This window comes from Streptomyces deccanensis, assembly GCF_022385335.1.
In the GTDB taxonomy this organism is placed as follows: domain Bacteria; phylum Actinomycetota; class Actinomycetes; order Streptomycetales; family Streptomycetaceae; genus Streptomyces; species Streptomyces deccanensis.
The window spans coordinates 6,816,594-6,842,978 of record NZ_CP092431.1 but is presented as its reverse complement, the minus strand read 5'-3'; the positions used below and the strand labels follow the sequence as shown (position 1 = coordinate 6,842,978).

The following is a 26,385-nucleotide window of genomic DNA, read 5'->3' as shown; positions in this document are numbered from 1 at the left end:
TTGCAACCGTACCACGGCGCGGGACGGAGCCTTGCATCAGCCGCTTCCGGAGCCTCCGTCGCCGCTCTGGTCGCTCTCCTCACTGCCGCTGCCGCCGGTCCCGTCGGCCTTGGACTGCGCGTCCTCGGCCCGCTTCAGCGCGTCCTCCAGGTCCTGTTGGGCCCGGCCGTACGCCTCCCAGTCGCCGTCCTTGAGTGCCTGCTGGCCCTCGTCGAACGCCTTCTGGGCTTCCTGCAGGGCCTGTTGGACCGTCGGATCACCGGACGTCGGTGGCTCGTCGGTGCCCTCGTCGGGGTCGTCCGGCGGTGGCTCGGTTGGCGCGCCCTCGGTCTCGAACACCTTGTTGAGCGCCTCGTCGAGGGTGTCCTCGAACGCCGTGTTGCCGCCGTAGGTGACCAAAACCTTGCGCAGCAGCGGGTACTTGAGCCCGCCGCCTCGCACATAGACGGGTTCCACATAGAGCAGGCCGCCGTCGAGCGGGACCGTCAGGAGGTTGCCGTACTCGACCTGTGAGTCACCTCTCTTGAGGAGGCTGATCGTCTCGGCGATGTCCTGTTCGGAGTTGAACTGGCTCTGGACCTGTTTCGGTCCGTCGATCGGTTCGCTGGTCGGCAGTTTCAGAATTCTGATCTTGCCGTAGTCCTTGGTGCCCGCTTCGGCGTTGACCGCCACGAAGGCACTGAGGTTGTCCCGGCCGTTCGGCGTGAGTGTCGTCGTCAGCGAGAACGCCTGTTCCGACTGGCCCGGCAGCTTCATGCTCAGGTAGTACGGCGGCACCGCGTTGCCCGAGGTGTTGGTCGGGTCGTCCGGGACCTGCCACACCTCGCTGCCGCTGAGGAACGTCTCGGCGTCCTTCACGTGGTAGCGGGTCAGCAGTTCGCGCTGCACCTTGAACAGGTCCTGCGGGTACCGCAGATGGGCCAGCAGCGAGTCGGAGATGTCGTCCTTCGGCTCGACCGTGCCCGGGAACGCCTTCATCCAGGTCTTCAGGACCGGGTCCTGGGTGTCCCACTGGTAGAGCTTGACCTGACCCGTGTACGCGTCGACGGTCGCCTTCACCGAGTTGCGGATGTAGTTGACCTGGTTCTGCTGGGCCACCACCGCGCGCTGGCTGTTGTCCGCGGTCAACGAGTCGGCCGTGGTGTCGCCCAGGGTTGTGCGGGAGGCGTACGGGTAGCCGTTGGTGGTGGTGTACGCGTCGACGATCCACTGGATCTTGCCGTCGACGACGGCCGGGTAGGCGTCGCCGTCGATGGTCAGCCACGGGGCGACCGCCTCGACGCGCTCCTTGGGCGTGCGGTTGTACAGGATCCGCGAACCCTCGCCGATGGCGCCGGAGTAGAGGATCTGCGGCTCGTTGAACGCCACCGCGTACGCGGCCCGGTTGACCGGGCTGGAGAGGTTGACCCCGCTGTTGCCCTTGTAGCTGGTGGTCTTCTCACCGCTGTCGTCGGAGTAGTCGATCTCGTCCTGGGGACCGCCGACGATCGAGTACTGGGTGGTCTTCTCGCCGTAGTAGACCCGCTGCTGGTACTCGCCCAGGTCGCCCTTGGACGGCAGGTCCGACTCGGTGAACACCGGACGGCCGCCGGAGGTGGCCTCGGTGCCCTTGGCGGCGACCACGCCGTAGCCGTGGGTGTAGCGGAAGTGGTCGTTGATCCAGTTGTTCTTCGGGATACCGGCGAGGTTCAGCTCGCGCAGACCGATGACCGTGTCCTGCTCCGCGCCGTCCTCATTGCTGTACCGGTCGACGTCCAGGTTCGTGGGGAACGCGTAGTAGTTCCGCATCTGCTGGAGCTGCTGGAACGTCGGCGAGACGATGTTCGGGTCGAGCATGCGGATGCTGGCCGTGGTGTCGGCGTCCTTGCGGAGCTTGGCCTTGTCCGTGGTGTCGCTCACACCCGAGTACTCCTCGACGTCGGTCCCGTCGATGCCGTAGGCCTGCCGGGTCGCCGCCAGGTTCTTCTCGACGTACGGCGCTTCCTTGGCCTGCTCGTTCGGCTGGACCTGGAACTTCTGCACGATGGCCGGGTACAGCCCGCCGATGAGGATGGCGGAGAGGACCATCAGACCGAAGCCGATGACCGGCAGCTGCCAGGTGCGCCGCCAGATGGTGGCGAAGAAGAGCAGCGCGCAGATCACGGCGATGCAGAACAGGATCGTCTTGGCCGGCAGGTACGCGTTCGCGTCGACGTACCTCAGGCCCGTCCAGTTGCCCGTCGCCTTGAAGTCGCTGGACTTCACGGCGAGCCCGTACCGGTCGAGCCAGTAGGCGACCGCCTTCAGGGCGACGAAGATGCCGAGGAGCACCGACAGGTGCCCGGTGGCCGCGGCGGTGGCGCGCGCGCCCGGGGAGGTGACCCTGAGGCCGCCGTACAGGTAGTGCGTGAGCGCGGCGGCGATCACCGAGAGCACGGCCGCGGCGAAGCCGAAGCCGAGCAGGAAGCGGTACCAGGGCAGGTCGAAGGCGTAGAAGGAGACGTCCAGGTGGAACTGGGGGTCCTTCTGCCCGAACGACACCCCGTTCACCCACATCAGCCAGGTGCGCCACTGCCCGGAGGCGGAGGCGCCGGCGATGAGGCCCACCAGGGAGGTGATCCCGAGGAGCAGCCACTTCTTGTAGGGCGCGATGCCCATGCGGTACCTGTCGAGGCTCTGCTGCTCCATCGACATCGCGCTCAGCGGCGGCCGCAGCCGGTGCGCCAGCCAGATGTTGAAGCCGACCGAGGCCGACATCAGCAGACCGAAGACGAAGAAGAGCCCGATCTTCGTCCACAGCGTGGTGGTGAAGACGGACGAGTACTTCACCGACCGGTACCAGAGCCAGTCCGTCCAGAACCCCGCGAACATGACGAACGCCATGCCGAGGACGGCAAGGACGCCCAGCGTCATGAGCAGGGTCCGGACCCGTCGGGACGGTCGGCCCACTCTGATCCGCGGCCCCGTCGGGCCTCCGCCGCGGTCCGGCATCTGGAAAGCCAAGGTGCGCACCTCGAAGTTCGCTGTCGATACGTCAGGCCCGCGTCTACGGACCCTCCAGCGGGCCCCGTGATCGTAGGGGCCTCACCTATGCAACTTACTCACGCTTTACTCGGTTCCCGCTTCCGGGAACGAACGAGGCAGGATTGTGACCATGTCCAACACTCCCATGGCAGCGAACCCCCTCACCCGGGCGGTGCTCGAGATCGACGAGTACGCCTCGGGCCTCGGCTGGGACCAGCCCGCTCGCCTCTTCGCCCTCGTGGATACCGCGCGTCTGCGGGCCCAGGAACCCGCGCTCGCGGACCAGCTCGGTCTTCAGGACGCGCCCGAGGCCGCCGGTCTCACCCCGATCGAGCAGGACGAGATCCCCGCCGGCAAGGCGCTGGACGAGTTCCTCGGCACCATCGCCTGGCCCGACGCGGTGGTCGGGTGCGCGTTGACCGTGGAGCGGCTGATGCTGCCGCCGTCCGCCGAGGCGTCCGTCCCGGAGAACCTCGACGGGGCCCGTCTCACCAAGTGGGTCGCCTCCCACCCGGACCGCCAGGAGGTCCGGATGACGGTCGCGGTGCTGCGCGACGGCTCCCGCGACGCTGCCCTGCGGCTGCGCGAGAAGGACACCCCGACGGAGGTCCTCACCGGCCCCGAACTGGTCCCGGGCCTGGCGGAAGCCCTCTCCGCGACCTTCGTGGACTGACCACCGTGGACTGACCTTCGGATCCACGACGATCCGATCTACGACTCTGGGGGCGCTCTCCGACCAGGAGGGCGCCCCCACGCGCGCGTGCGCCGTCCCTCGCTCCTGTCAGCCCTTGGTGGTGCACTCCGGCAGGTCGGCCGTGTCGCCGGAGCGGATGTCCTTCAGGGCCCCGAGCGCGTCCTCGATGGTGTCGACCTTGACGAGGGTGAGGCCGTCGGGGGTGTCCTTGGCGGCCGCGGCACAGTTGTCCTTGGGCGTCAGGAAGTACTCGGCGCCCTTGTCCCGCGCGCCGACCGTCTTCATCTCGATCCCGCCGATGGGGCCGACCTTGCCCTCGTCGTCGATCGTGCCGGTGCCGGCCACGAACGTGCCGCCCGTCAGATTGCCCGGCGTCAGCTTGTCGTAGATACCGAGGGCGAACATCAGTCCGGCGCTCGGGCCGCCGACGTCGGCGAGCTTGATGTCGATGGTGAACGGGAAGGTGTGGTCGGTCCCGGCGGAGATCCCGACGATCGCCCGCTCCTCGCCCGTGTCGTCGGACTTGGCCGTGGTGATCGTGACCTTCTCGGTCTCGGTCGCCGTCCGGTTCGCCTTCTCCGCGGCGGCCTGCGCCTTGGCGGGCACGATGACGAACTCGACGTCCTCGCCCGGCTTGTGCTTGGTGACCAGCTTCGCGACGTCCTCGGGCGCCTTGACCGCCGCGCCGTCGACGGACTTGATCACGTCACCGGCGTGCAGCTTTCCCTCGGCCGGCGAGTCCTTGAGGACGGTGGAGACGATCACCCAGGACTTCACCGGGATGTCCAGTTCCTTGAGGGCGGCGACCTTGGCGCTCTCCTGGGACTGGCTGAACTCCTCGGCGTTCTCCTGGGTCGACTGCTCCTCCGTCTTGCCGTCCGGGTAGAGCGTGTCGTGCGGGACGACCTTGTTGTCGTGGGCCAGCCAGCCGTACACGGCCTCGACGAGGTTCATCCTGTAGTCGGCGCTGGTCACCCGGACCGTGGTCATGTTCAGGTGACCGGTCGTCGCGTACGTCTTGCGTCCCGAGATCTGCAGCACCGGCTCGCCGTCGTGCTCCCCGAGCGTGTTCACCGTCGGCCCCGGTGACATCTCCGAATAGGGCACGGGAATGATCACTCCCGCGCACAGGAGCGCGATGAGCATCAGGGTGGAGGCGAGCATCGTCGCGGTGCGGCGTGGCATGGAACGACAGTACGGGACAGGCCTGTCACTGCACCGTCGGGGCCGTCCGTCCGGGGCGACGGCGGGGGCGTCAGCCGCCTGTGTGGGACCGCTCCATGGCCTCGCGGAAACGCGAGTATCCCGCGAGTTCGGAGCCGTCCTCGATGCTCCTGCGGTTCCGGCTGGCCCAGCCACCCCACAGTCCGGCACCGATCGCGGCCACCAGTGGAATCAGCAACCAGGCGAGCGCCGCCATTCCGGCCTCCCAACCCCTATGAAGTAACCACAACTGACTGATCAGCAGATTATCCGTCCGTCCCGTCAACGCTCTCGCCGGGGGGCGGGTTACGCAACCGGAACGCGCACGGGCGCATTCCGGTCACGACCTAGCAGGCGCCGACCCATTCCTCCGTACCGTCGGAGAACCTCTGGTGCTTCCAGATGGGCACCTCGTGCTTGAGATCGTCGATCAGTTTCCGGCACGCCTCGAAGGCCTCGCCCCGGTGCGGACAGGAGACGGCCACGACCACGGCCAGGTCCCCGACCTTCAGATTGCCCACCCGGTGCACGGCCGCGAGCGCCCGGACCGGGTAGTCGGCGACCACCTTCTCCGCGATTCGCCGCATCTCGGCCTCGGCCGTGGGGTGACACGAATAGCCGAGCTCGTCGACATCGGCTCCCCCGTCGTGGTTCCGCACAGTCCCGACGAACAGCGCGGTCCCCCCGGCCGCGTCGTCCCCGACGGCCCGGAACACCTCGTCGAGGGAGAGCGCCGTCTCCCGGATCCCGATCAGCTTGATGGGCTCCGCGGCCCCCCGCTCACCAGGGTGATCATCATTCACAGCCATACCCCCATCGTGCCTCACCGGCGCCCCGCACCAGCCGGGGCACCCGTCACCGTCTGCCCCGAGCCTTCCGCGCCCGCCGCACCAGCGCCGCCGTACCCAGCAGCGCGACCGTCGCGCCGGCGGCGCCCGCGGCCGTCGCGTCCTTGCGACCCAGCCGACGTCCGGCCACGGTGTGCCGTCCGGCGACCTCCTCCAGCAGCTCCGCGAGCACTTCCTCGTTCGTCCACAGCGGCCGCCACCCGGCGTCGTGCAACCGGCTGCCGCTCACGACCCACGGGTACATCGTGTACGCCAGGTCCCCCGCCGGGGACGGCGTGAGCCCGATCCGGTGCAGCCGGGCGGCGGCGCCGAGCGCGACCGCGGAGGGCAGCTCCATGCGCCGGATCCCGCTGAGCTCCTCGACCTCCTCCTGCTCCAGCCACCCCTCGCATCCGACGGCCAGCTCCCCGTCGACCTTCTCCAGCACGGCGTACTCCAGCGCCCCGCAGAGATCCTCGACGTGACAGAACTGCCAGGCGGGCCGCGAACCGGCCACCACCAGCAGCCGAGGCGACTCGAAGTACCTGGTCAGCGCAGTGTCCGTGCCCCCGACGAGCGTCGCGGGGCGGACGACGGTGACATTGAGGCCCGGATGGGCGCGCGGCGCGCGGCGCGCGAGCCGCTCGATCTCCAGCAGGTCGCCGACCCCCGTCGCCTCGGCGGTCGCCCGCAGCTCGGCGTCCTCCGAGAGCGGCAGCTCGTTGTCGGGCAGCGCCCCGTAGACCATCGCCGACGTGCACAGCACGACCCGGTGCACCCCGGCGGCGGCGGCGGCCGTGAGCACGGTCTGCGTCCCGCGCACGTTGTACGCGCTGCGGGCCGCCGAGTCCGTGCCCAGGTCGAGGTCGACGGCGAGGTGCACCACCACGTCGGCCCCGCGCAGCTTCTCGGCGATCGCCGGGTCACGCACGTCCAGGATGTGCCACTGCGCGGCCGCGCACTCGCCGCGCCGCTCGTCGATGGCGATGACCTGCCGGATCTCGTCGGACTCGGCGAGCCGCTCGGTGAGCAGCGCTCCTACGCCGGACGCGGCACCGGTGACCGCGACGACGGGCCCGCGCACGGCGGGACTGGTTGAGTGGTTTCGCGCTGCGCGAACCTGCGGATCTGGGGAACTCACCGGGCGTCTCCAGCGGTTGTCTTCAGTACGAACGCGGGTGACGCGTACGTACCAGGTGGCATCCATCCTGCCGCAGGCCTTCGGTCGGCGGAGCACCGAGGCCTTAACCCGCCGTGGTGTCTACGCTGGGTGGTGTTCGGGCAGCCGTGCCGTCGGAGAAAACCGATGGCCCTATCAGCCGAGGAATCCCGTGAGTGACACCCCATTCGGATTCGGCCTTCCGCCGGAGGAGCCGGACGACGGCGACGAGGGCAAGAAGAAGGACCAGCAGAGCGGTGGTGGTCAGGGCCCGGCCAACCCGTTCGGTTTCGGGTTCCCCGGGGCCGGGGGCCCCGGCGGCGACAATCCGTTCGCCGCGATGTTCGGTTCCATGAACCCCACCGACCTGGGCGCCGCCTTCCAGCAGCTGGGCCAGATGCTCTCGTACGAGGGCGGCCCAGTGAACTGGGACATGGCCAAGCAGATCGCCCGCCAGACGGTCGCCCAGGGGACCGCCGACGGCACGAAGGACGAGAGCGTCGGCCCCGCCGAGCGCACCGCCGTCCAGGAGGCCGTCCGCCTGGCCGACCTGTGGCTGGACGACGCGACGTCCCTGCCGTCCGGCGCGGGCTCCGCCGTGGCGTGGAGCCGCGCGGAGTGGGTGGAGGCCACCCTGCCCGCCTGGAAGGAACTGGTCGATCCGGTGGCCGAGCGGGTCGGCGGCGCCATGGGCGACATCCTGCCGGAGGAGATGCAGGCCATGGCCGGCCCGCTGATCGGCATGATGAAGTCGATGGGCGGCGCCATGTTCGGTCAGCAGATCGGGCAGGCCGTGGGCGTGCTCGCGGGCGAGGTCGTCGGATCCACCGACGTCGGCCTGCCGCTCGGACCGGCCGGCAAGGCCGCGCTGCTGCCGCTGAACGTGGACGCGTTCGGCAAGGACCTCGGCGTCGGCAAGGACGAGGTGCGGCTCTACCTGGCCTTGCGCGAGGCCGCCCACCAGCGCCTCTTCGCGCATGTGCCGTGGCTGCGCTCGCACCTGTTCGGCGCTGTCGAGGGCTACGCGCGCGGGATCAAGGTCGACACGGCCAAGCTGGAGGACGTGGTCGGCCAGTTCGACCCGCAGAACCCCGAGGAACTGCAGCAGGCGCTCCAGCAGGGCATGTTCCAGCCGGAGGACACCCCGGCGCAGAAGGCTGCCCTGGCCCGGCTGGAGACCGCTCTGGCGCTGGTGGAGGGCTGGGTGGACGCGGTGGTGCACGCGGCCGCGAAGCCGCGCCTGTCGTCGGCGGACGCCCTCCGGGAGACCCTGCGCCGCCGCCGTGCCACCGGCGGCCCGGCCGAGCAGACCTTCGCCACGCTGATCGGTCTGGAACTGCGCCCCCGCCGTCTGCGCGACGCCTCCCGCCTGTGGGCGTCCCTCACGGACGCACGCGGGGTCGACGGCCGCGACGCCCTGTGGGCCCACCCCGACATGCTGCCCACCGCCTCCGACCTGGACGACCCGGACGGCTTCGTCCACCGCGAGCAGCTGGACTTCTCCGAGCTGGACAAGATGCTCGGCGAGGCCGCGGGCGGATCCACCGAGAAGCCGGACCTCAAGAAGCCGGACCTGGACAAGCCCGACCTGGACAAGAAGGACGACGACACCGAGTGAGCCTGCACGACGACGCGGTCCTCGTACTGAAGAGCTACGAGGACCAGGCCGAGCTGCGCCAGGCGTACCTCGAGCATCTCGCGGCCCACCCGGACGGCATGTGGAAGGCGTGCGGCGCCGGGCACATCACGGCGAGCGGCCTCGTGATCGACCCCGAGCGTGGCCGGGTGCTGCTCACCCTCCACAGGAAGTTGCGCATGTGGCTGCAGATGGGCGGCCACTGCGAGCCCGGGGACAGCACCCTCGCGGACTCCGCGCTGCGTGAGGCCACGGAGGAGTCCGGCATCGCGGGCCTGTCGCTCCTGCCGGGCGGCCCGGTCCGCCTCGACCGCCACCACACCCCGTGCGCCTGGCACCTGGACGTCCAGTACGCGGCCCTCGCCCCGGCCGACGCGGTGGAAGCGATCAGCGACGAGTCCCTCGACCTGCGCTGGTTCGCCTACGACGAGGTGCCGACCGTGGCCGACGAGTCGGTCGTGCGCCTGCTGGAGGCCACCCGGGCGCGGCTCTGACCTCGCTCTTTCGCATGGCGTGGGCGGCCCGTCGGCATGAGACCGCCGGGCGGTGGGCATGCCCCCGCCGGGGGCACGAACGCGGTAAGGGGCGTCCGCAAGGCGGAACGCCCCTTACATATGGGCCCACTCACCGATGAGCACAGGTCACCGCTCGCTCATCGGGAACCCGTGATCAGTTGCGGCTGCCCCCGAGGGAGTTCCCGCTCAGTCCGCCCGCGCCCATGCCGAACTGTCCGAGCACCCCGGACGTACGCAGGTGCTGCGGCGGAAGCAGCTCGCTCGGCTGCACCAGAACATGCCCCTGGCCACCGAAGTGCATCTCCCAGCCCTCGCCGGTCGATCCCCTGCGGCGCCACACAGCGGACGTGGAGGTCGGCGCCTGGAGCTGTGTACGCAGCGAGGTCGACCAGGCGATGACGGCGTCCGAGTCGACACAGATGTTCTTCTCGGGCGTCACCTCCAGGGCGAGCGGCTCACCCGAGGTCATCAGGACGACCTTGCCGCCACCGGACAGCTCCAGGTTGTACGCCCCCGCCGAGGCCACCTCGACGGCGCTGTCCACGGCGACGATGCCGACGTTCAGCGAGCCGTCGAAGGCGAGGACGGCGGAGGAGTCGACGGTGATGCCCCTGCCGACCTCCATGATGTGCAGGTACTGCGCGAAGTTGGCGAGATACACGATCCCGTTGCCCTTGCAGCGCATGAGTTCGAGCCGCTCACCGGTCATCCGCTCGGCGTTGCGCCAGCTGCGGTTGCGGTACTGGCTGTCGAACTCGATCTGCCCCTCGAAGGCGACCATGGCGCCCTGACGGGCCAGGACGGGGCTGCTGCCCATGGTGACGTCTGTCTTGAGCAGCTGCGGGTTCTGCAGTGTGTAGCGCTCGGTGTGGTTCACCGGGATGTGCGCGAAGAGTGTGCTGTGCATGATGTGGTGTTCTCCCCTCAGCCCCGGTCAGCCACGGATCTTGAAACGGTCGCCGGTGTCCTCGCTGGGCTGGACGACCACGAAGCCCTGCCCCTTGAACCCGATCTGGAAGGCCTCGCCGCTGCCCCGGCCGATGAGCGCGCCGGCCTTGATGGTGCGACGGGCTTTCATGTCGAGGCCGTCGGTCCAGGCGATCAGCGCGTCCGGGTCGACGTAGGTCTCCCGTTCGGCGCAGTCGAGGGAGATCGGCACGCCCCGGCTGACCAGGGCGACCCATCCGGTGCCCCGGATCACGAGGTTGGTGAGGCCGGAGCCGGAGAGCTTGGCGAGGCCCTTGACCGGCTCGATGGAGAGCTGGAGGGAGGCGTCGCAGGCCAGCAGGGTCGGGCCGTTGACCGACAGCGCCTCGTTGTTCAGGTGGAGGATGAGGACGTCGCCGCCGTAGTCGGCGAGGTACAGGTCCCCGTCGCCCCGGCAGAGCATCAGCTTGCCGCCCTCTCCGGTGACCATCTCCTCCGCGCTGCGCCGCAGCGTGGCGGGCGGGCCGTCGAACTGTACGTAGCCGTCGTACGCGATCATCGAGCCGGCCTTGGCCAGGAGGTCCTGGCCGGTGACCATGGTGACCTTGAGCGTCTTGGAGCTGTGCACGCTCATACGGACGCCGGTGGAGGCGGAGCGGTGCGCGTTGAGTGTCTGGAGGTCCATGCTCTGCCTCACACCTCGAAGGGCTGGACGACGACGAAGTTGCCGGGGGCGCCGCGGAACTGGAGGTTGATGGCCTCCTGGGTCTGCCGGGCGTATCCGGAGCGGCGCAGCCTGAGCGAGGTCGTGGTGACGGCCTGTGCGCCGGCGGACCAGGCGATGACGGCGTTGCCGTCGACGTAGGTGGCCGGGCCGACGGGCAGCACGACGGGAACCCCGCGCGTCTTGACGACGACCGCTCCCGTACCGGAGAAGAGCATGCTGAACAGGCCGCCACCGGGCAGGCCGGCGCCCTCGATACGGCGGATCTCGGTGTCCAGGGACTCGTCGAAGGCGAGGACGCCGCGTGCGCTGGTGTAGAGCTGCTCGTTCTCCAGACGGATGACGAAGAGACGGCTGCCCTCGTCGGCGAGGAACACCTCACCGTCTCCGGAACACCGCATCAGGGCCATGCCCTGGCCGGTGAGCTGGCCCGTCAACTTGCCGAGCAGTCCGGAACCCTTGTGGGCGAAGTCGATGTCGCCCTGGTAGGCGACCATGCTGCCCTGCTTGGCGAGGATGTTGGCGCCCTTGGTGAGCGTCGCCCGCACCATCTGCGGGTTCTGCTCGGTCCAGCGGTCCCCGACGGGGGCCTCGGAGTACTTCGTCAGGACGACCCGCAGCCCTGCCTCCGGCGGCACCGGCGCGAGCTGTGTGCCGCCGCCGAAGGGCTGCGCCTGGCCGGGGAAGGCACCGGGGGCGCCCGGAGGCGTGAACGGGCCGCCTTGCGGAGCCGCACCCGGAGGGGTGAAGGGACCGCCCTGCGGCGGGGCACCGGGAGGAGTGAAGGGTCCGCCCTGCGGCGGAGCGCCGGGCGGGGTGAAGGGCCCGCCCTGAGGTGCGGGGGCGGCCGGGGGCGGCACGGTGCCGCCGGGCGGCGTGTTCAGGGGCGCGGCGATCGTGGGAGCGGCGTGCACGGAGGGCGAGGGCGCCGGGGGCGCGAACGGCTGAGCGGGCGCCGGGGCGGCGGGAGCCGCGGGGGCCCCGAACGCGGGCGGGGCGAAGCCGGGCGCGGCGTCGGCCTGCGGCTGCTGCGGGGCCGCCGGCTGCTCCTCGGCGACCTCGCCGCCGAAGTTCTTCAGCAGCGCGTCGAGGCCTCCGTCGAAGCCCTGTCCGACGGCCGCGAACCGCCATACGTCCTTCAGGTAGAAGTCGCCCAGCATCACGGCGCGCTCGGTGGAGAACTCCGAGCCGTCGAACGGATACCTGGCCACCTCCTCGCCGCCCGCGACGATACGGACGTAACCGGGGGCGATCTGCGACATCTGCCCGTTGCCGTCGATCGTCGCCGTGAAGGACAGCTTCTGGATCTGCGGCGGGATCTTGTCGAGGGTGACGCGGAAGGACTCGGTGTCACCCGACTGGGCGCCCAGGAGCTGGATCGACTCCTCGGGGGTCTTCGGCTGGTTGAAGAAGACGAAGTAGCGGTCGTCCGAGAGCCGTTCGTCGGCGTCCAGTCCGAAGCAACTGATGTCGAAGGTCAGCCCGGGGCCGGAGATCTGTACGCCTACGTACAGATCCGTACCCGCGGTGAGGTCACTGATCTTGGCCTTGTGGCCGCGTTGGAATTCCCTGGCCATGCGTAACGACCGTCCCCCATCCCGAAAGTGCGTGCGCCTGCGAGTGCGTCGCGCCAGGCTAACCGCAAAGTCCTGAGGCGTACGAGGCTGGTACAGAGACGGTACAAAAGCGCGACTTCGGTCACCGTTCCCACAAACGCACACGCGCGCGTGAAGCGCCCGTTTCTCGGCACTCACGCCCGGGGCACCGGCCGGGCGGCGCCTTCCGGTCGCAGGTCGCGGGCCGTTTCCCGGCGACCGGCCACGCGAGGTGTCACTCGTCCCGCGCGATGGGCAGGTGGGGCAGCCGGTCGGCGGCGACCACCCCTTCGAGGTAGCCGCGAGCACGCTCGGTGCGCGGATAGGCGTCCAGCAGCTGCCAGAAGCGGGGACCGTGACCGGGTACGAGCAGGTGTGCGAGTTCGTGGAGGAGGACGTAGTCGACGACGTACTCGGGCATGCCCTGCAGCCGGTGCGAGAGGCGGATGCTGCCCTCGGCCGGGGTGCACGAGCCCCAGCGGGTGTTCTGATTGGTGACCCAGCGCACGGAGGTGGGCCGGGCGCGACCACCGAAGTACTGGTCCGAGAGCCGGGCGGCCCGCTCTGCCAGCTCGGTGTCGCCGAGGCGGCGTTTGCTCTCCTGCGCGGCCAGCTTGTCGAGCATGACGGTCACCCAGCGCTGCTCCTCCGCCTCGGACATCCGAGCGGGAATGAGCACGACGGTGCGATCGCCCTCGCGGTACGCGGAGACCGTTCTGCGCCGTCGCGCGCTCCTGCGGACCTCGATCGCGCTCGCCCCCGAGCCGCTCGGCGGCTGGCTCGTCGTGCTGCGCGGTGGCTTTGCGGCGCGGTGCAGTGGGTCGGCGGGCACGCCCCGACGTTACCCGCTGCACACGGGGGAAGTCCCGCCTCCGGGACGGTTCGATATCGATCCGCACTCCGAGCGCCTGATTTGTACGACGAATGCCGCCGCCTGTGGACAACTCTCGACAGAGTTCGTCGCTGTCCGTGCATGCTGGCACTCGTCGGCGGACCAGGCACTCGCACCGTCGGCGGACGAGACCGATCTCTGGCTACGGGGGGCCGAGCATGCATCCGATGGTGAAGCCCGCGCTACGGCGCGGCTGGCGGGATCTCAACACCGTGCAGTTCGGTCTGGCACCGGCGCACGCCATGGTGCTGGGCCCGATGGACATGGCGACAGGCAGTTTTCTCGCCCTGCTCGACGGCACGCGCGGGTTGCCGCTCCTGCGCGAGGAGGGGCGCCGGATGGGCCTGCCGGACGGTCATGTGGACGGGCTGGTGGACCGTCTGTCCCGGTCCGGCCTGCTGGACGACGCCACGGGCGGCGGTCCGGCCGCCGACGAGCTGCGCGCCAAATCGGCGGTCCTGGACCGGCTGCGTCCCGACGCCGCCACGCTCTCACTGATCGCCCCCGAGCCCGGGGACGCCATGAGTCGTCTGGCCGCGCGCCGGTCACTGAGAGTGCAGGTGCGCGGCGCGGGGCGCGTGGGGTCGGTGCTCGCGTCCCTGTTGTCGGGCGCAGGGGTCGGCGAGGTCGACGTCCGCGATGTCGGCCGGGTCGCGCCGGGCGACGTGGCGCCGGGTGGGCTGCCGGCCGAAGCGATCGGTGAGCGCAGGGACTCGGCGGCCCGGCGTGCGGCTCGCCACGCGGCACCCGATCGCCCGCCCCGACGTCGCCGCGGCTCCCGGCCACCGGCGGCTCCGCCCGGGGATCTGTCGGTGGACCGTCTCCGCGAGGAGGCCGGCTTCTCGCTGGTGATCCTCGCCTCTCGCGACGGGGCCGACGTCCACGCTCCACGGCCTCTGGCCGCCGAGCCGCTCATCGCTTCGGGCACGCCCCACCTCTATGCGGGCGTGGTCGAGGGGACGGGCGTGGTCGGCCCTCTGGTCCTGCCGGGTGAGACGGGTTGCGCGGGCTGCCTGGAACAGAGCCGTACCGACCGCGACGAGACGTGGCCCCGGCTGGTCGCACAGTGGAGGTCCGGACGCCCGCACCAGGTGGAGGCGTGCGACCTGGCCCTGGCCACGACCGTCGCCGGACTGGCCGCGGCGCACGCGCTCGCCTTCCTCGACGGGCGGACGCCGTCCAGCGCGGGCGCCCGCTGGGAGGTCTCGGTACCGGGGCTCGACTGGCACTCGCGTCCGGTGTGGCCCCACCCTGCGTGTTCCTGCTTGGCCGCTGAAAAAGGGGCCGCCGGGAAAGGTAACGGGGAACACACCCCAAAGGAGGGGGAGGCGCACGAGACAATGGCGGGGCATCAGCGGTCAACGAGGTTGTCCCGCAAGGCACACGCGGCACGGCCTGCTGAGAGTTGGAGGGCGCATGTCTGATCTTCCCCGGAAGGCGGTCACCCGGACCGCCAAGCTCGCCGCGCTTCCGCTCGGCATCGCAGGCCGGGCCACCTGGGGACTCGGCAAGCGGATCGTCGGCGAATCGGCGGAGCTCGTGGGCCGTGAACTCCAGCAGCGCACGGCGGAGCAGCTGTTCAAGGTCCTGGGCGAGCTGAAGGGTGGCGCGATGAAGTTCGGGCAAGCCCTGTCCGTCTTCGAGTCGGCGCTTCCCGAGGAGGTCGCGGGCCCCTACCGCGCGGCTCTGACGAAGCTCCAGGACGCGGCACCCCCGATGCCGACGCGCACGGTGCACGCCGTGCTGGAGGAGCGCATCGGAGCGGACTGGCAGGAGCTGTTCCTCGAGTTCGAGGACAAGCCGGCGGCTGCTGCCTCGATCGGCCAGGTGCACCGGGCGGTGTGGCACGACGGCCGAGAGGTCGCGGTCAAGGTGCAGTATCCGGGGGCGGGCGAGGCCCTCCTCTCCGACCTCGGTCAACTCAGCCGGTTCGCCCGTCTGTTGGGCCCGCTGATCCCGGGGATGGACATCAAGCCGCTCATCGCGGAGCTGCGGGACCGTGTCTCCGAGGAGCTCGACTACGGGCTGGAGGCTCAGGCCCAGCAGGCGCACGCGGAGGAGTTCGCGGGCGACCCGGACGTGGTGGTCCCGGCCGTGGTGCACCAGTGCGAGCAGGTGCTGGTGACCGAGTGGATGGAGGGCACCCCTCTCTCCGAGGTGATCACCGACGGCTCACAGGAGCAGCGCGACCGGGCGGGCCAGCTGCTGACCCGGTTCCTGTTCTCGGGTCCGGCCCGCACCGGCCTCCTGCACGCCGACCCGCATCCGGGGAACTTCCGCCTCCTGCCCGACGAGAAGAGCGGTTGGCGCCTCGGCGTCCTCGACTTCGGCACGGTGGACCGACTGCCGGGCGGCCTGCCGACCCCGATCGGCGAGGCCCTGCGGCTGACCATCGAGGGCGAGGCCGAGGCGGTCTACGAAATGCTTCGTACGGAGGGTTTCGTGAAGGAGTCGATAGACCTGGACCCGGACGCCGTCCTCGACTACCTGCACCCCATCATCGAGCCGGTCCGGGCGGACGAGTTCACCTTCGCCCGCGGTTGGATGCGCAGCCAGGCCGCCAGGATCGCCGACCCGCGTTCCCCCGCCCACCAGTTGGGCAAGCAGCTCAACCTGCCCCCGTCCTACCTCCTCATCCACCGGGTGACCCTGAGCACCATCGGCGTCCTGTGCCAACTCGGCGCGACGGTCCGTATGCGCGACGAGCTGGAGGAGTGGCTACCGGGTTTCCTGTACGAAGAGGAGGAGGGCGAGTCGGCCGCGGAGGCGTAGCGGGTTCGGCCGGGGCGGGTTCGGTGAGGGGGTTCGGCGAGGGTGGTTCACCACCAGGCCGAGTCCAACCTGCCCTCGATCGCGCGCAGATTCTGCCTGGCGCAGGTCTCGCAGAAGTAGTGCCGAGCGCCGTTCTCCACGGAACAGATCCACAGAGGTCGAGGGGCCTCGGCGGTGATGCCGCAGCGGGCGCACACGAGGGTCTGGGGTTCCGCGGCGGGGCCGCCCTGGTCATTGTCCCCGGAAAGACTCGTCACCCGGCGACGATATCGCCGCCCTCGGCGGATCCGTGGGCACAACGCACCGCGGGGGCCGGTCCCTTCGGACCGGCCCCCGCGGGAGCCACTGCTGGTGATGGTGACAGCCTGTCAAGGCCGGATCATGCCGGTCGCCGCGTGGCGGCTACTGCATGACCGCCATGGCGAGCGCACGGCGGGCGCGCAGCGAGGCGCGCTCGGCCCTGCGCTGCATCCGCTGAGCGACCGCCAGGCGCATGGCCCGGCGTTCCTGCTCAGCCTGGTGCAGGCGCTCGTGCATATGCGCACGAGCCAGGGCTTCTGGCATGAGATGCATTTCTCGGGTCCTGTTCTGACGCGAGGCGTTCGCGCCGGTGGTGGTGAAATCAGGTGTCGCGGAGCCTGCGGGCTCGCTCGTGGACGGCTTCATCGGGGCCTGCTTCTTGGGGTCGTGCGTGAGAGGGCGGTCGATCGTTCCGGTGATGTTCATGCCGTGACCGGGTTCTTGCGCGGGCGACCACGAGGCCGCTTGCGGGCCACGACAACACCCTGGACGAAGAGCTCGCCACCCCAGACGCCCCAGGGCTCACGCCGCTCCTTGGCGCCGGCGAGGCAGGCCTCCATCAGCGGGCAGGTGCGGCAGAGGGACTTGGCGTACTCGACATCGGCCGGCGACTCGGCGAAGAAGACCTCCGGGTCGTAGGAGCGGCAGGGGACGGGTACGCCGAGGTTCTCGATGGCGTCGTCGAGCGCGGTGAGCGCGGTGAGCGGGGTCAAGGTGGAGTCCTCCGTGAGGCCGGGCGGGGGGATCGTTTCGGAAGGCGGTACGGACGGGGCGTGCGCTTCGAGTTGCACGGTTCGTCTTCCTCGTCTGGTCGTTCCGGCCTGTTGGCCGGTGGCGGCTGGTACCGGGTTCTTTTCTTGTCCCGAGGCCCCTTCGCTCTGTAGTCCCCGGTCGGGGACAAACAGAAGGGCCGCGGATCCCGGATGGGGTTCCGCGGCCCTGAAGGCGCCGGCCTGATCGTCGATCAGGCTGGATCACTCCAGGGTTCAGGCCCACGGAAGGCCCACATCCAGTGGTGCTGCGTCGTCTGCTTCCGGAATCCGGCACCGGCCGCCGCGAAGACATAGGCCTGGGCCTGTGCCTCTACTGCTGCTTCCAGTGCCTTGGTCGGTCGCTCATTGCGCTCACGGACGGGGAGACCCGTCAGAGACACGGAGGACGCCGGACGGCCGCCACTGATGGCGGACAGACCGGTGCCCAGGTTCGAGACGCCGAGCATGCACAGGGAGACGGCCGAGCGATCGGTCATTTTGACCGTGCTGATGTAGCTGGTGTTGATGCTGATCACTGGACTCGCCTCCTCTCGGCGTCTTGGGGGACCGGCGCGAACCAATCCGACGGATATGAAGTACATCACGAAACCAGGGCCTTCGAGAAGGCCGCTGCTCTCGTGCCTAAGAACCTATGGGGATTGCTGGGGCATGCGCAAACTATTTTTTCGACGAGTTCGCATCAGTCGTTCCCGTCCTTGAGCTCAGGCTCCCGACCTGCGCAGATGTCGAGAACATCGGCGCCGTACCGCTGCAGCTTGCGGGCTCGGACGCCCGGGATGCGACCCAGTTCAACCGGAGTGCTCGGCCCCGCTTCCGCGATCGCCATCAGGGTCCGGTCCGTGAAGACACAGAAGTCGGGTTGGCCACTGCGCTGCGCCTGGACCGCGCGCCACTCCCGCAAACGCTCGTAGAGGCCCTCGTCCATGTCGGAGGGGCAGTCCTCGCAGCGCATCAGCTTCATCTCGCCGGCGTCCCGCAGGGTGCGCCCGCAGACACGACAGCGCGCCGGGGTGCGGCTGGTGCGGCGTGGTGCCCCCTCTGTGCCGCTGCCCGCGAGGTCGCCCGTCCGACGGCCCGGGGAGCCCGGTTCGACGCCTCCCGAGCCACCTGTGCCGGTGCGGCCCACGGTGGCGGTGGATCCTGGACGCAGGCCGTTGAGGAATCTGCTGGGGCGGCGGTTGGGGCGGCTGCCGGGTGAGCGGGACAGGGACCAGGAGACGGAGAGCTGTTCGCGCGCGCGGGTCACGCCCACGTAGAGGAGGCGTCGCTCCTCCTCGATCTGTTCGTCCGTTCTCGCGTAGGTGATCGGCATCATGCCCTCGGCGACCCCGACGAGGAAGACGACGTCCCACTCCAGGCCCTTCGCGGAGTGCAGCGAGGCGAGGGTGACGCCCTGCACGGTCGGGGCGTGCTGGGCGCCTGCCCGTTCGTCGAGTTCCGCGACCAGGTCGCCGAGCGTGGCGTCGGGCTTGGCGGCGGCGAAGTCGTGGGCCAGGTTCACCAGGGCCGCCAGCGACTCCCAGCGTTCCCTGACCGCTCCGGAGCCGGCCGGTGGCTCGCCGGTCCAGCCCTCGCCGGACAGCACGGCCCGTACCTGTGAGGGCAGGTCGACGGCCTCCTCGAGGAGGGTGTCGTTGCCCCCGAACCGCGCGGCCGCCCTCAGCGCGGCCCCCGCCTTGCGCACCTCGGGCCGGTCGAAGAACCGTTCCGCGCCGCGCAGCTGGTACGGCACTCCGGCGTCCGCGAGGGCCTGCTCGTAGGTCTCGGACTGGGAGTTGGTGCGGAACAGGATGGCGATCTCGCTCGCGGGAACTCCGGAGGCGATGAGGTCGCGGATGCGGCGGGCGGCCCCCTCGGCCTCGGCGGGCTCGTCCGCGTACTCGGTGTACCGGGGTTCGGGGCCCGGGGGGCGCTGGGAGATCAGTTCCAGGCGGTGATCGGCGGCGCGGCCGCGGGCCTGGGAGAGCAGGCCGTTGGCGAGGTGGACCACCTGCGGGGTGGAGCGGTAGTCGCGGACGAGCTTGACGACGGTGGCCCCGGGGTGGCGGTGGCGGAAGTCGAGCAGATGGTCGGGAGTTGCGCCGGTGAACGAATAGATCGTCTGGCTGGCGTCGCCCACGACGCACAGGTCGTCACGGTCGCCGAGCCACAGTTCCAGCAGGCGCTGCTGGAGGGGGCTGACGTCCTGGTACTCGTCGACCACGAAGTGCTGGTACTGGGAGCGGACCTGTTCGGCGATGTCGTGGCGGTCCTGGAGGATACCGACCGTGAGCAGGAGGACGTCCTCGAAGTCGATGACGACCCGCTCACGCTTCAGGTCCTCGTACGTGGCGTAGATCTTGGCGATCTCCGCGGGGTCACGGGGGGCCTCGCGGCCGTGCTTGGCCGTCGCGGCAGCGTAGTCGGCGGGGACGGTGCGGGTGACCTTGGACCACTCGATCTCGGCGGCCGCGTCGCGCAGTTCGTTGCGATCGAGACGGATGCGGCAGGCCGCGGCGGCGTCCGCGACGAGCTGGATCTTGCGGTCGACGATGCGAGGCATGCCACCGCCGACGGCTTTCGGCCAGAAGTACTGCAGTTGCCGCAGTGCGGCCGAGTGGAAGGTCCGGGCCTGGACTCCGGCGGCGCCGAGCTGGCGGAGGCGGCCCCGCATCTCTCCGGCGGCGCGATTGGTGAAGGTGACGGCCAGCACGCTGGCGGGCTGGAGCATTCCGGCCCGCACTCCGTAGGCGATGCGGTGGGTGATCGCCCGGGTCTTGCCCGTACCGGCGCCGGCCAGCACGCACACCGGGCCGTGCAGGGCGGTGGCGACCGCGCGCTGCTCGGGGTCGAGCCCTTCGAGCACCGCGTCGGCCGAGTCGGGGACCCGCGGGAAGAGGGTGGAATGCGTTGCTGCTGTCACACGGCCATGCTGCCAGGTCGCCGGAGACTGCCGAGCAAGTTGTCCACAGGCAGGCCCTCGCAGTCGTACTAATGCGGCAGGCGCCCTAAGTTCCGTGCGTCGGCGCGGGGGCAGCGGTGGTGTCCGCCACCCGTATAGGGGAATGGCGGGCCCGTCGCGTACGTTCCACTCACTGCGACCACGCACCCCTCAGACCGTGAAGGAGCGCCAGGGACATGCCGGGCACTGTGACGATGTACAGCACTACGTGGTGTGGCTACTGCCGTCGGCTGAAGAGCCAGATGGACCGCGAGGGCATCACGTACAACGAGATCAACATCGAGCAGGACCCGGAGTCCGCCGCGTTCGTGGAGAAGGCGAACGGTGGGAACCAGACGGTCCCCACCGTTCTCTTCCCGGACGGTTCGACGCTCACGAACCCTTCGCTGGCGCAGGTCAAGCAGAAGATCGGCGCGTGACCTCGGACAGGCGCTAGCCGATGTGACCTCGTGTCGGCAGGGGCTTGCCGTACCAGAGTTCGATCAGTCGGGCCGCGATCGAGATGCCGTAGGGAGGCAGCACCTCCCCGGACTCGAACGCGGCCCGCAGTTCTTCGCGGGAGAACCAGCGGGCCTCGTGTATCTCGTCACCGTCGACGTCCACGGTGGTGGAGGTGGCCCGGGCCATGAATCCCAGCATCAGGCTGGAGGGAAAGGGCCAGGGCTGGCTGGCGATGTACTCGACCTGGCCGACGGTGATGCCGACCTCTTCCTGGACCTCGCGCCGCACGGACTGCTCGATGGACTCGCCGGGCTCGACGAAGCCCGCGAGGGTGGAGAACCGCCCCTCGGGCCAGTGCACCTGGCGGCCGAGCAGGATGCGGTCCTCGTCGTCCGTGACCGCCATGATCACCGCCGGGTCGGTGCGCGGGTAGTGCTCGGCACCGCAGGCCGGGCAGCGCCGGATGTGACCGGCCGCCGCGATGACGGTGCGCTCGCCGCAACGGGAGCAGAAGCGGTGGGTCCGCTGCCAGTTCTCCAGGCCGACCGCGTGCACCATGAGGCCCGTGTCACGCGGCGAGAGCAGCATGCCTGCCTCACGCAGCCCGGCCGGGCGGGCCGACTGGTCCATGCGGCCGGGCAGCGCGTCCTTCTGGAGTGCGAAATAGCTCACACCGTCGGCGTCGGTGCCCAGGAAGTAGCGGTGTGCCTCGGTCAGCGGGGCCTCGAAGGAGGGCGTCATGACGAGTTCGGTGGTGCCGTCCGGGGTCTCGTCGATGAGGACCTGACCGCCGGAGACCACGAAGCAGCGGGTCGTGGGGTGGCTCCAGGCCGCCGCGAGCCAGGCCTCGTCGAGCCGGTGGTGGGCGGCCCGGTCGATGCCGCTGGGAGCGGTGAGCGCGATGGGGCGGTCGGCGGTGTGGGCGGTCCAGGTGGTCACGGGTGCTTCCAACTCCCCCGGTGAAACGGTTGATTGGGCGGGCGGTTCGGCGGGGCGTGCGGCGGGCGGGCGCGCTGGGGCGGGCGGGGCCTTCTTCAGTGTGCCTCGTGGGTGCTTTCGGCCAGTTCGCCCCAGAGGTACGCGCTGGTCTCGACGCCCTTGAGGAGGAGATCGAGTTCGACCTTCTCGTTGGGGGCGTGCCAGCCGTCGGAGGGGACGGAGATGCCCAGGAAGAGCACGGGGGCGTCGAGCACTTCCTGCAGGTCGGCGGCGGGACCGGAGCCGCCCTCGCGCGTGTGGCGGATCGGCTGCTGGAAGGCGCGGCCCATGGCCCGTACGACCGCCCGCAGGGCCGGGTGGTCCAGGGGGGTCAGGCAGGGGCGGGTGGAGCCGCTGAACGTGATCTCGTGGCGGATCCCGGCGGGGATCCGCTCGGTCGCCCAGGCGGTGACGGCCTTCTGGATGTGCTCCGGGTCCTGTCCGGCGACCAGGCGGAAGGAGAGCTTCACCATGGCCGAGGACGGGATGATCGTCTTGCTTCCGGCGCCCTGATATCCGCCGCCGATGCCGTTGACCTCGGCGGTCGGTCGGGCCCAGATGCGCTCCAGGGTGGTGTGACCGGCTTCACCGTGCGCCGCGGTCGACCTGGCCGTCCGCAGCCATCGCTCCTCGTCGAAGGGCAGTTCGGCGAAGAGTTCGCGCTCGCGGTCGGTGAGTTCGACGACGCCGTCGTAGAAGCCGGGGATCGCCACGCGCGCGTGCTCGTCGTGCAGGGCGGCGACGAGACGGGCGATCTCGGTGGCCGGGTTCGGTACGGCGCCGCCGAAGGAGCCGGAGTGGATGTCCTGGTCGGGGCCGTACAGCCGGATCTCGCACTCGGCGAGGCCGCGCATGCCGGTGCAGACGGTGGGGGTGTCCTCGGCCCACATCCCGGTGTCGGAGACGACCACCGCGTCGGCGGCGAGCCGTGCGGCGTGCTCCTCGACGAGGGCGCGGAAGTGGGGGGAACCGGACTCCTCCTCGCCCTCGATCAGCATCTTGAGGTGGACGGCTGGGGCGGTGCGGCCGGTGGCGGCGAGGTGGGCGCGGACACCGAGTGTGTGGAAGAACACCTGCCCCTTGTCGTCGGCCGCCCCGCGCGCGTGGAGCCGGTTCCCGCGGATCACCGGGTCGAAGGGCTCGGTGTCCCAGCCGTCCTCGCGCGCCGCGGGCTGCACGTCGTGGTGTCCGTAGATCAGGACCGTGGGGGCGTCGGCGTCCGTGGAGGGCCATTCCGCGAAGACTGCGGGGGCTCCCGGCGTCTCCCAGACCTCGGCGGTCGGGAAGCCGGTCTCCCGGAGCTTGGCGGCCAGCCAGTCGGCGCTGCGGCGTACGTCCGTCGCATGCTCGGGCTGGGCCGAGACCGACGGGATGCGCAGCCATTCCACGAGGTCGTCGAGGAAGGCGGCACGGTGGTTCTCGATGTACGTACGGACGACGCTGACGTCGCTGTCAACGGGCTGGCTCATGCTCACGAGCCTATCGGCCCGCGCCGACATGCTCGTCCGGCGGTTCGTCCACGACCGTCTCCGGCCCCTCTTCGGTACCGGGTTCCTCCAGGAGCAGTCGCTCCAGTGCGTCCCTGCCGGGGAGGTTCCGGGGCCGTACGACGTCCCCCGTGCGGACGTACAGGAAGGCCGCGTCGACGGATTCCAGGGGCACGCCCTGCTGCTCGGCCCAGGCCAGCCGGTAGACGGCGAGCTGGAGCGGGTCGGCGGCGCGGGTGCGGCTGGTCTTCCAGTCGACGATCTCGTACGTCGTCGTCCCGTCGCCGTCGCCCCTGCCGTCGTCGGCCCGGTAGACGGCGTCGATGCGGCCGCGCACGACACGGCCGGCGATGTCGATCTGGAAGGGGGCCTCGACCCGGTGCGGGGTGCGGTGGGCGTACGGCGTGCGTTCGAAGGCCTCCTTGAGGGTCTCCAGGTCCAGTTCGTCGGCGATCTCGGCCTCGCCGCCGGGCAGCTCCTCGGGCTCCAGCATGGGCAGCCGCAGCTCTTCGAAACGGGCCTCGAGCCAGGCGTGGAAGCGGGTGCCGCGGCGCGCCGCGGGCTGCGGGGGGCGTGGCATGGGGCGGGCGAGCTCCTGCGCGAAGCCGTCCGGATCGGCGGCCATACGCATCAGCTGCGAGGTGGTCAGCGACGCCGGCAGGGGTACGTCGGTGACCTTCGCGCGGGCCCGCATGAGCTCCCCGGTGAGTGCGTCCAGGTCGCGGTCCCAGGAGGCGACGGTGCGGGCCTCCTCGGGGGTGAGGCCGGAGGCGGCGGGGTGTCTGCGGGCGTGCGGCACGGACGGCGGGCGCTCGTCCGCTGCGGGGTGATCCACGCGCGCGTGGGGGCGTTGCGCGGGGCGGTCCGACGACCAGGAGTCCCAGTCGTCGGTGTCCTCCTCGGCGGACGGGTCCTCCGAGAAGTCCTCGTCGGCGGGACCCGCGTCCATGTCGTCGGGGGAGGCTGCCGCGTCCAGGTGGGCCAGTACGGTCCGGGCGGCCGCGCGGCGGCGCGCCAGAGCCGTGTCGTCGAGCGGGAGCGGCCAGGCGTGGTCGGCCGCCGTCTCGTGGAGGGCGGGGTTCTCGGCGTCCTCCTCCGGCTCGTCGGCCCATGCCTCGATCTCGCCGTGCCCGGCGACGCAGTGGTCGTACAGGGCCGTGAGGAAGTCGGACGGCCCGCGCGGGCGTTTCTGGGAGGGACCCCACCAGTGGCCGGAGCCGAGGAGCAGGGAGCGGGGGCGGGTGAACGTGACGTAGCCGAGGCGGAGTTCCTCGGTGTGCTGGTGGTCCTTCATGGCCTCCTGGAAGGCCTTCAGGCCGCGCGAGTCCCAGGCCTCCACGTCGGGGAGGGTGTCGGCGTCACCGCGCAGCTCGTGCGGCAGGACCTTGCCCTGGGCGGTCCACTTCTCGCGGCCCTGGGTGCTGGGGAAGGTGCCGGTGACCAGGCCGGGGACGGCGACGACGTCCCACTCCAGGCCCTTGGACTTGTGGGCGGTGAGCACCTTGACGGTGTTTTCTCCGCCCGGCAGGGCGTTGTCGAGGCCCTTCTCGTACTGCGCGGCCGTACGCAGGAAGCCGAGGAAGGCGAGCAGGGTGGCCTCTCCGGCGCTGTTGGCCGCGAAGGAGGCTGCGATGTCCAGAAAGTTGGACAGGGTCTCGCGGCGACGGGCGGCGAGCGCGTGGGGGGACGCGGAGAGTTCCACCTCCAGGCCGGTGACGGCGAGGACCCGGTGGAGGACGTCCATGAGCGGGTCGGCGAGCGAGCGGCGCAGGTCTCGCAGTTCGGCGGCGAGCCGGGCGAACCGGATGCGCGCGTCCGGCGAGAACGGCAGCCCGTCGTCCTCCGCTGCGGCTTCGAGGGGGAGTTCCAGGAAGGTGTCCAGCGCGTCGGCCAGCGAGATCACCTCGGAGGGGTCGACGCCCTCGACGGCCGCGGCGAGCCGGCGGTCCGGGTCGGCGTCGGCGTCCACGCGCGCGTGGGACACGAGCAGCCTGGCCCGGCGGCCCAGCAGGGCGAGGTCGCGGGGTCCGATGCGCCACCGCGGGCCGGTGAGGAGGCGGACGAGTGAGGCGTTGGCGCCGGGGTCCTGGAGGACCTCGCAGACGGCGACGAGGTCGGCGACCTCGGGGAGGTGGATCAGACCGGACAGGCCGACGACCTCGACCGGGATGTCCCGGGCGACGAGCGCGCCCTGGATCTCGGCGAAGTCCGTGGCGGTGCGGCACAGGACGGCGATCTCGCCAGGTTCCTTGCCGGTGCGCACCAGGTGGGCGATCGAGTCGGCGAGCCAGTCCAGTTCCTCGGCGTGCGTGTTCAGCAGGGCGCAGCGGACCACTCCGTCGCGTTCGGCGCCGGGCGCGGGCCGGAGGGCCTCCACGCCCGCGTGCATGGCCCGCAGGGGCTCCGCGAGACCGTTGGCGAGGTCGAGGAGCCGACCGCCGCTGCGGCGGTTCTCACTGAGCGCCTGCCGGGTCGCGGGCCGGCCGTCGGGGTGGGCGAAGTGCTCGGGGAAGTCGTCGAGGTTGGCGACGGAGGCACCGCGCCAGCCGTAGATGGCCTGGCAGGGGTCGCCGACGGCGGTCACGGGGTGGCCGGTGCCGCCACCGAACAGGCCGGCCAGCAGGACGCGTTGGGCGACGGAGGTGTCCTGGTACTCGTCGAGCAGGACCACTCGGAACTCCTCCCGCAGGACGCGCCCCACCTCGGGGAGTCCGGCGAGCCCGGCGGACAGGGCGATCTGGTCGCCGAAGTCGAGGAGGTCCCGCTCGCGTTTCGCCGCGCGGTAGCGGCCGACCAGTTCGGTGAGTTCACGCCGGGCCGCGGCGGCCTCGGGGACCTTGCGGAGGTCCGCGTTGGTGAGTTTGGCGCCCTCCAGTTCGCGCAGCAGTTCGGCGTCGTAGGCGCGCAGGTCCTCGGGGCGTACGAGGTGCTCGGCGAGTTCGGAGTCGAGGGTCAGGAGGTCGCTGACCAGGTCGGGGAAGGAGCGGGTCAGCGCCGGGTACGGGCCGGGGGACTCCCGCAGGACGCGTGCGGCGAGCTGGTAGCGGGTGGCGTCGGCGAGGAGCCGGGAGGTGGGCTCCAGGCCGATGCGCAGGCCGTGGTCGGTCAGCAGGCGGCCCGCGAAGGCGTGGTACGTGGAGATGACCGGTTCGCCCGGCGGGTTGTCCGGGTCGATCACGTCCGGGTCGGTGATGCCCGCTTTGACCAGGGCCTTGCGGACGCGCTCGGCGAGTTCGCCCGCCGCCTTGTTGGTGAAGGTCAGGCCGAGCACCTGTTCGGGGGCGACCTGTCCGGTGCCGACCAGCCACACCACGCGCGCGGCCATCACGGTGGTCTTGCCCGAGCCCGCTCCGGCCACGATCACCTGCGGAGCGGGCGGCGCGACGATGCAGGCCGTCTGCTCCGGGGTGAACGGGATGCCGAGGAGCTCCTTGAGCTGCTCGGGATCGCTGATACGGGCGGACATTCCAGAGAGGCTAACGCCGGCCACTGACAGCGGCTGCGGGGCCGCCGGGCGG

General features: G+C 70.7%; 23 protein-coding genes. 6 read left to right on the top strand and 17 right to left on the bottom strand.

From position 1 onward, the window contains the following. Nucleotides 1–36: 36 nt before the first annotated feature. A complete protein-coding gene (locus tag L3078_RS30495) occupies nt 37–2,970 on the bottom strand; it encodes a UPF0182 family membrane protein (protein WP_239760522.1) in 2,934 nt (977 codons plus the stop codon). A gap of 163 nt (nt 2,971–3,133) precedes the next feature. On the opposite strand from L3078_RS30495, the gene L3078_RS30490 reads away from it, so the two are divergent. Further along, the gene (locus tag L3078_RS30490; RefSeq protein ID WP_239757124.1) at nt 3,134–3,676 is read left to right on the top strand and encodes a PPA1309 family protein; all 543 of its coding nucleotides are present in this window, start codon (nt 3,134–3,136) and stop codon (nt 3,674–3,676) included. A gap of 108 nt (nt 3,677–3,784) precedes the next feature. On the opposite strand, the gene L3078_RS30485 is transcribed toward L3078_RS30490, so the two are convergent. The 4 genes from L3078_RS30485 to L3078_RS30470 all read right to left on the bottom strand — a co-directional run bounded on the left by L3078_RS30485 (nt 3,785) and on the right by L3078_RS30470 (nt 6,868). Continuing rightward, nucleotides 3,785–4,882: a YlbL family protein gene (locus L3078_RS30485; protein ID WP_239757123.1), complete on the bottom strand. Its 1,098-nt coding sequence runs from the start codon at nt 4,880–4,882 to the stop codon at nt 3,785–3,787. A gap of 70 nt (nt 4,883–4,952) precedes the next feature. Next, complete coding sequence (locus L3078_RS30480) at nt 4,953–5,117, bottom strand: hypothetical protein (RefSeq protein WP_220646633.1); 165 nt, start codon at nt 5,115–5,117, stop codon at nt 4,953–4,955. A gap of 130 nt (nt 5,118–5,247) precedes the next feature. Further along, nucleotides 5,248–5,709, bottom strand: coding sequence for a molybdenum cofactor biosynthesis protein MoaE (locus tag L3078_RS30475; RefSeq protein WP_239757122.1), 462 nt, complete (start codon nt 5,707–5,709; stop codon nt 5,248–5,250). Nucleotides 5,710–5,755: 46 nt separating this feature from the next. Beyond that, nucleotides 5,756–6,868, bottom strand: a complete 1,113-nt coding sequence (locus tag L3078_RS30470; protein WP_239757121.1) for an SDR family oxidoreductase — start codon at nt 6,866–6,868, stop codon at nt 5,756–5,758. Between the two features lie 190 nt (nt 6,869–7,058). Between L3078_RS30470 and L3078_RS30465 the strand changes: the two genes are divergently transcribed. Next, on the top strand, nt 7,059–8,504 hold the full coding sequence (locus L3078_RS30465; protein ID WP_239757119.1) for a zinc-dependent metalloprotease: 1,446 nt from the start codon (nt 7,059–7,061) through the stop codon (nt 8,502–8,504). Further along, nucleotides 8,501–9,016 (top strand): NUDIX hydrolase, encoded by a 516-nt coding sequence (locus tag L3078_RS30460; protein ID WP_239757117.1) that lies wholly within the window; start codon nt 8,501–8,503, stop codon nt 9,014–9,016. Before L3078_RS30465 ends, L3078_RS30460 begins: the two co-directional genes overlap by 4 nt. Before the next feature lie 175 nt (nt 9,017–9,191). Here L3078_RS30460 and L3078_RS30455 read toward each other — a convergent pair whose 3' ends face one another. The 4 genes from L3078_RS30455 to L3078_RS30440 all read right to left on the bottom strand — a co-directional run bounded on the left by L3078_RS30455 (nt 9,192) and on the right by L3078_RS30440 (nt 13,115). Further along, a complete protein-coding gene (locus L3078_RS30455) occupies nt 9,192–9,944 on the bottom strand; it encodes an AIM24 family protein (protein ID WP_239757116.1) in 753 nt (250 codons plus the stop codon). Between the two features lie 27 nt (nt 9,945–9,971). Continuing rightward, a complete protein-coding gene (locus L3078_RS30450; protein WP_239757115.1) occupies nt 9,972–10,649 on the bottom strand; it encodes an AIM24 family protein in 678 nt (225 codons plus the stop codon). An 8-nt stretch (nt 10,650–10,657) separates the two neighbouring features. Beyond that, complete coding sequence (locus tag L3078_RS30445; protein ID WP_239757113.1) at nt 10,658–12,265, bottom strand: TerD family protein; 1,608 nt, start codon at nt 12,263–12,265, stop codon at nt 10,658–10,660. A gap of 253 nt (nt 12,266–12,518) precedes the next feature. Further along, nucleotides 12,519–13,115, bottom strand: a complete 597-nt coding sequence (locus L3078_RS30440; protein WP_239757111.1) for a M48 metallopeptidase family protein — start codon at nt 13,113–13,115, stop codon at nt 12,519–12,521. A 218-nt stretch (nt 13,116–13,333) separates the two neighbouring features. Here L3078_RS30440 and L3078_RS30435 point away from each other — a divergent pair, with 218 nt between their 5' ends. Next, nucleotides 13,334–14,599 carry a TOMM precursor leader peptide-binding protein gene (locus tag L3078_RS30435; protein WP_239757110.1) on the top strand — a complete coding sequence of 422 codons (1,266 nt, stop codon included), beginning with the start codon at nt 13,334–13,336 and terminating at the stop codon, nt 14,597–14,599. Then, nucleotides 14,592–15,947, top strand: a complete 1,356-nt coding sequence (locus tag L3078_RS30430; protein WP_239757108.1) for an ABC1 kinase family protein — start codon at nt 14,592–14,594, stop codon at nt 15,945–15,947. Before L3078_RS30435 ends, L3078_RS30430 begins: the two co-directional genes overlap by 8 nt. A gap of 47 nt (nt 15,948–15,994) precedes the next feature. Here L3078_RS30430 and L3078_RS30425 read toward each other — a convergent pair whose 3' ends face one another. From L3078_RS30425 to L3078_RS30405, 5 genes are all read right to left on the bottom strand, one after another. Next, nucleotides 15,995–16,204, bottom strand: a complete 210-nt coding sequence (locus tag L3078_RS30425; protein WP_239757106.1) for a hypothetical protein — start codon at nt 16,202–16,204, stop codon at nt 15,995–15,997. Between the two features lie 145 nt (nt 16,205–16,349). Continuing rightward, nucleotides 16,350–16,673 carry a hypothetical protein gene (locus L3078_RS30420; protein ID WP_045559068.1) on the bottom strand — a complete coding sequence of 108 codons (324 nt, stop codon included), beginning with the start codon at nt 16,671–16,673 and terminating at the stop codon, nt 16,350–16,352. After that, nucleotides 16,670–17,038, bottom strand: a complete 369-nt coding sequence (locus L3078_RS30415; protein WP_005480495.1) for a WhiB family transcriptional regulator — start codon at nt 17,036–17,038, stop codon at nt 16,670–16,672. Before L3078_RS30415 ends, L3078_RS30420 begins: the two co-directional genes overlap by 4 nt. A gap of 173 nt (nt 17,039–17,211) precedes the next feature. Continuing rightward, entirely contained in the window at nt 17,212–17,535 is a 324-nt protein-coding gene (locus L3078_RS30410) for a hypothetical protein (RefSeq protein ID WP_239757104.1), read from the bottom strand. Nucleotides 17,536–17,699: 164 nt separating this feature from the next. Continuing rightward, nucleotides 17,700–19,922: an ATP-dependent DNA helicase UvrD2 gene (locus tag L3078_RS30405; protein ID WP_239757103.1), complete on the bottom strand. Its 2,223-nt coding sequence runs from the start codon at nt 19,920–19,922 to the stop codon at nt 17,700–17,702. 215 nt (nt 19,923–20,137) lie between these two features. On the opposite strand from L3078_RS30405, the gene L3078_RS30400 reads away from it, so the two are divergent. Further along, on the top strand, nt 20,138–20,380 hold the full coding sequence (locus L3078_RS30400) for a mycoredoxin (RefSeq protein WP_045559070.1): 243 nt from the start codon (nt 20,138–20,140) through the stop codon (nt 20,378–20,380). Between the two features lie 13 nt (nt 20,381–20,393). Here the strand turns inward: L3078_RS30400 and nudC are convergent, their stop codons facing one another. The 3 genes from nudC to L3078_RS30385 all read right to left on the bottom strand — a co-directional run bounded on the left by nudC (nt 20,394) and on the right by L3078_RS30385 (nt 26,333). Then, complete coding sequence (gene nudC / locus L3078_RS30395; protein ID WP_239757102.1) at nt 20,394–21,341, bottom strand: NAD(+) diphosphatase; 948 nt, start codon at nt 21,339–21,341, stop codon at nt 20,394–20,396. 95 nt (nt 21,342–21,436) lie between these two features. Further along, a complete protein-coding gene (locus L3078_RS30390; protein WP_239757101.1) occupies nt 21,437–22,849 on the bottom strand; it encodes a dipeptidase in 1,413 nt (470 codons plus the stop codon). Between the two features lie 10 nt (nt 22,850–22,859). Beyond that, nucleotides 22,860–26,333, bottom strand: a complete 3,474-nt coding sequence (locus L3078_RS30385) for an ATP-dependent DNA helicase (protein WP_239757099.1) — start codon at nt 26,331–26,333, stop codon at nt 22,860–22,862. Between the last annotated feature and the right edge of the window lie 52 nt (nt 26,334–26,385).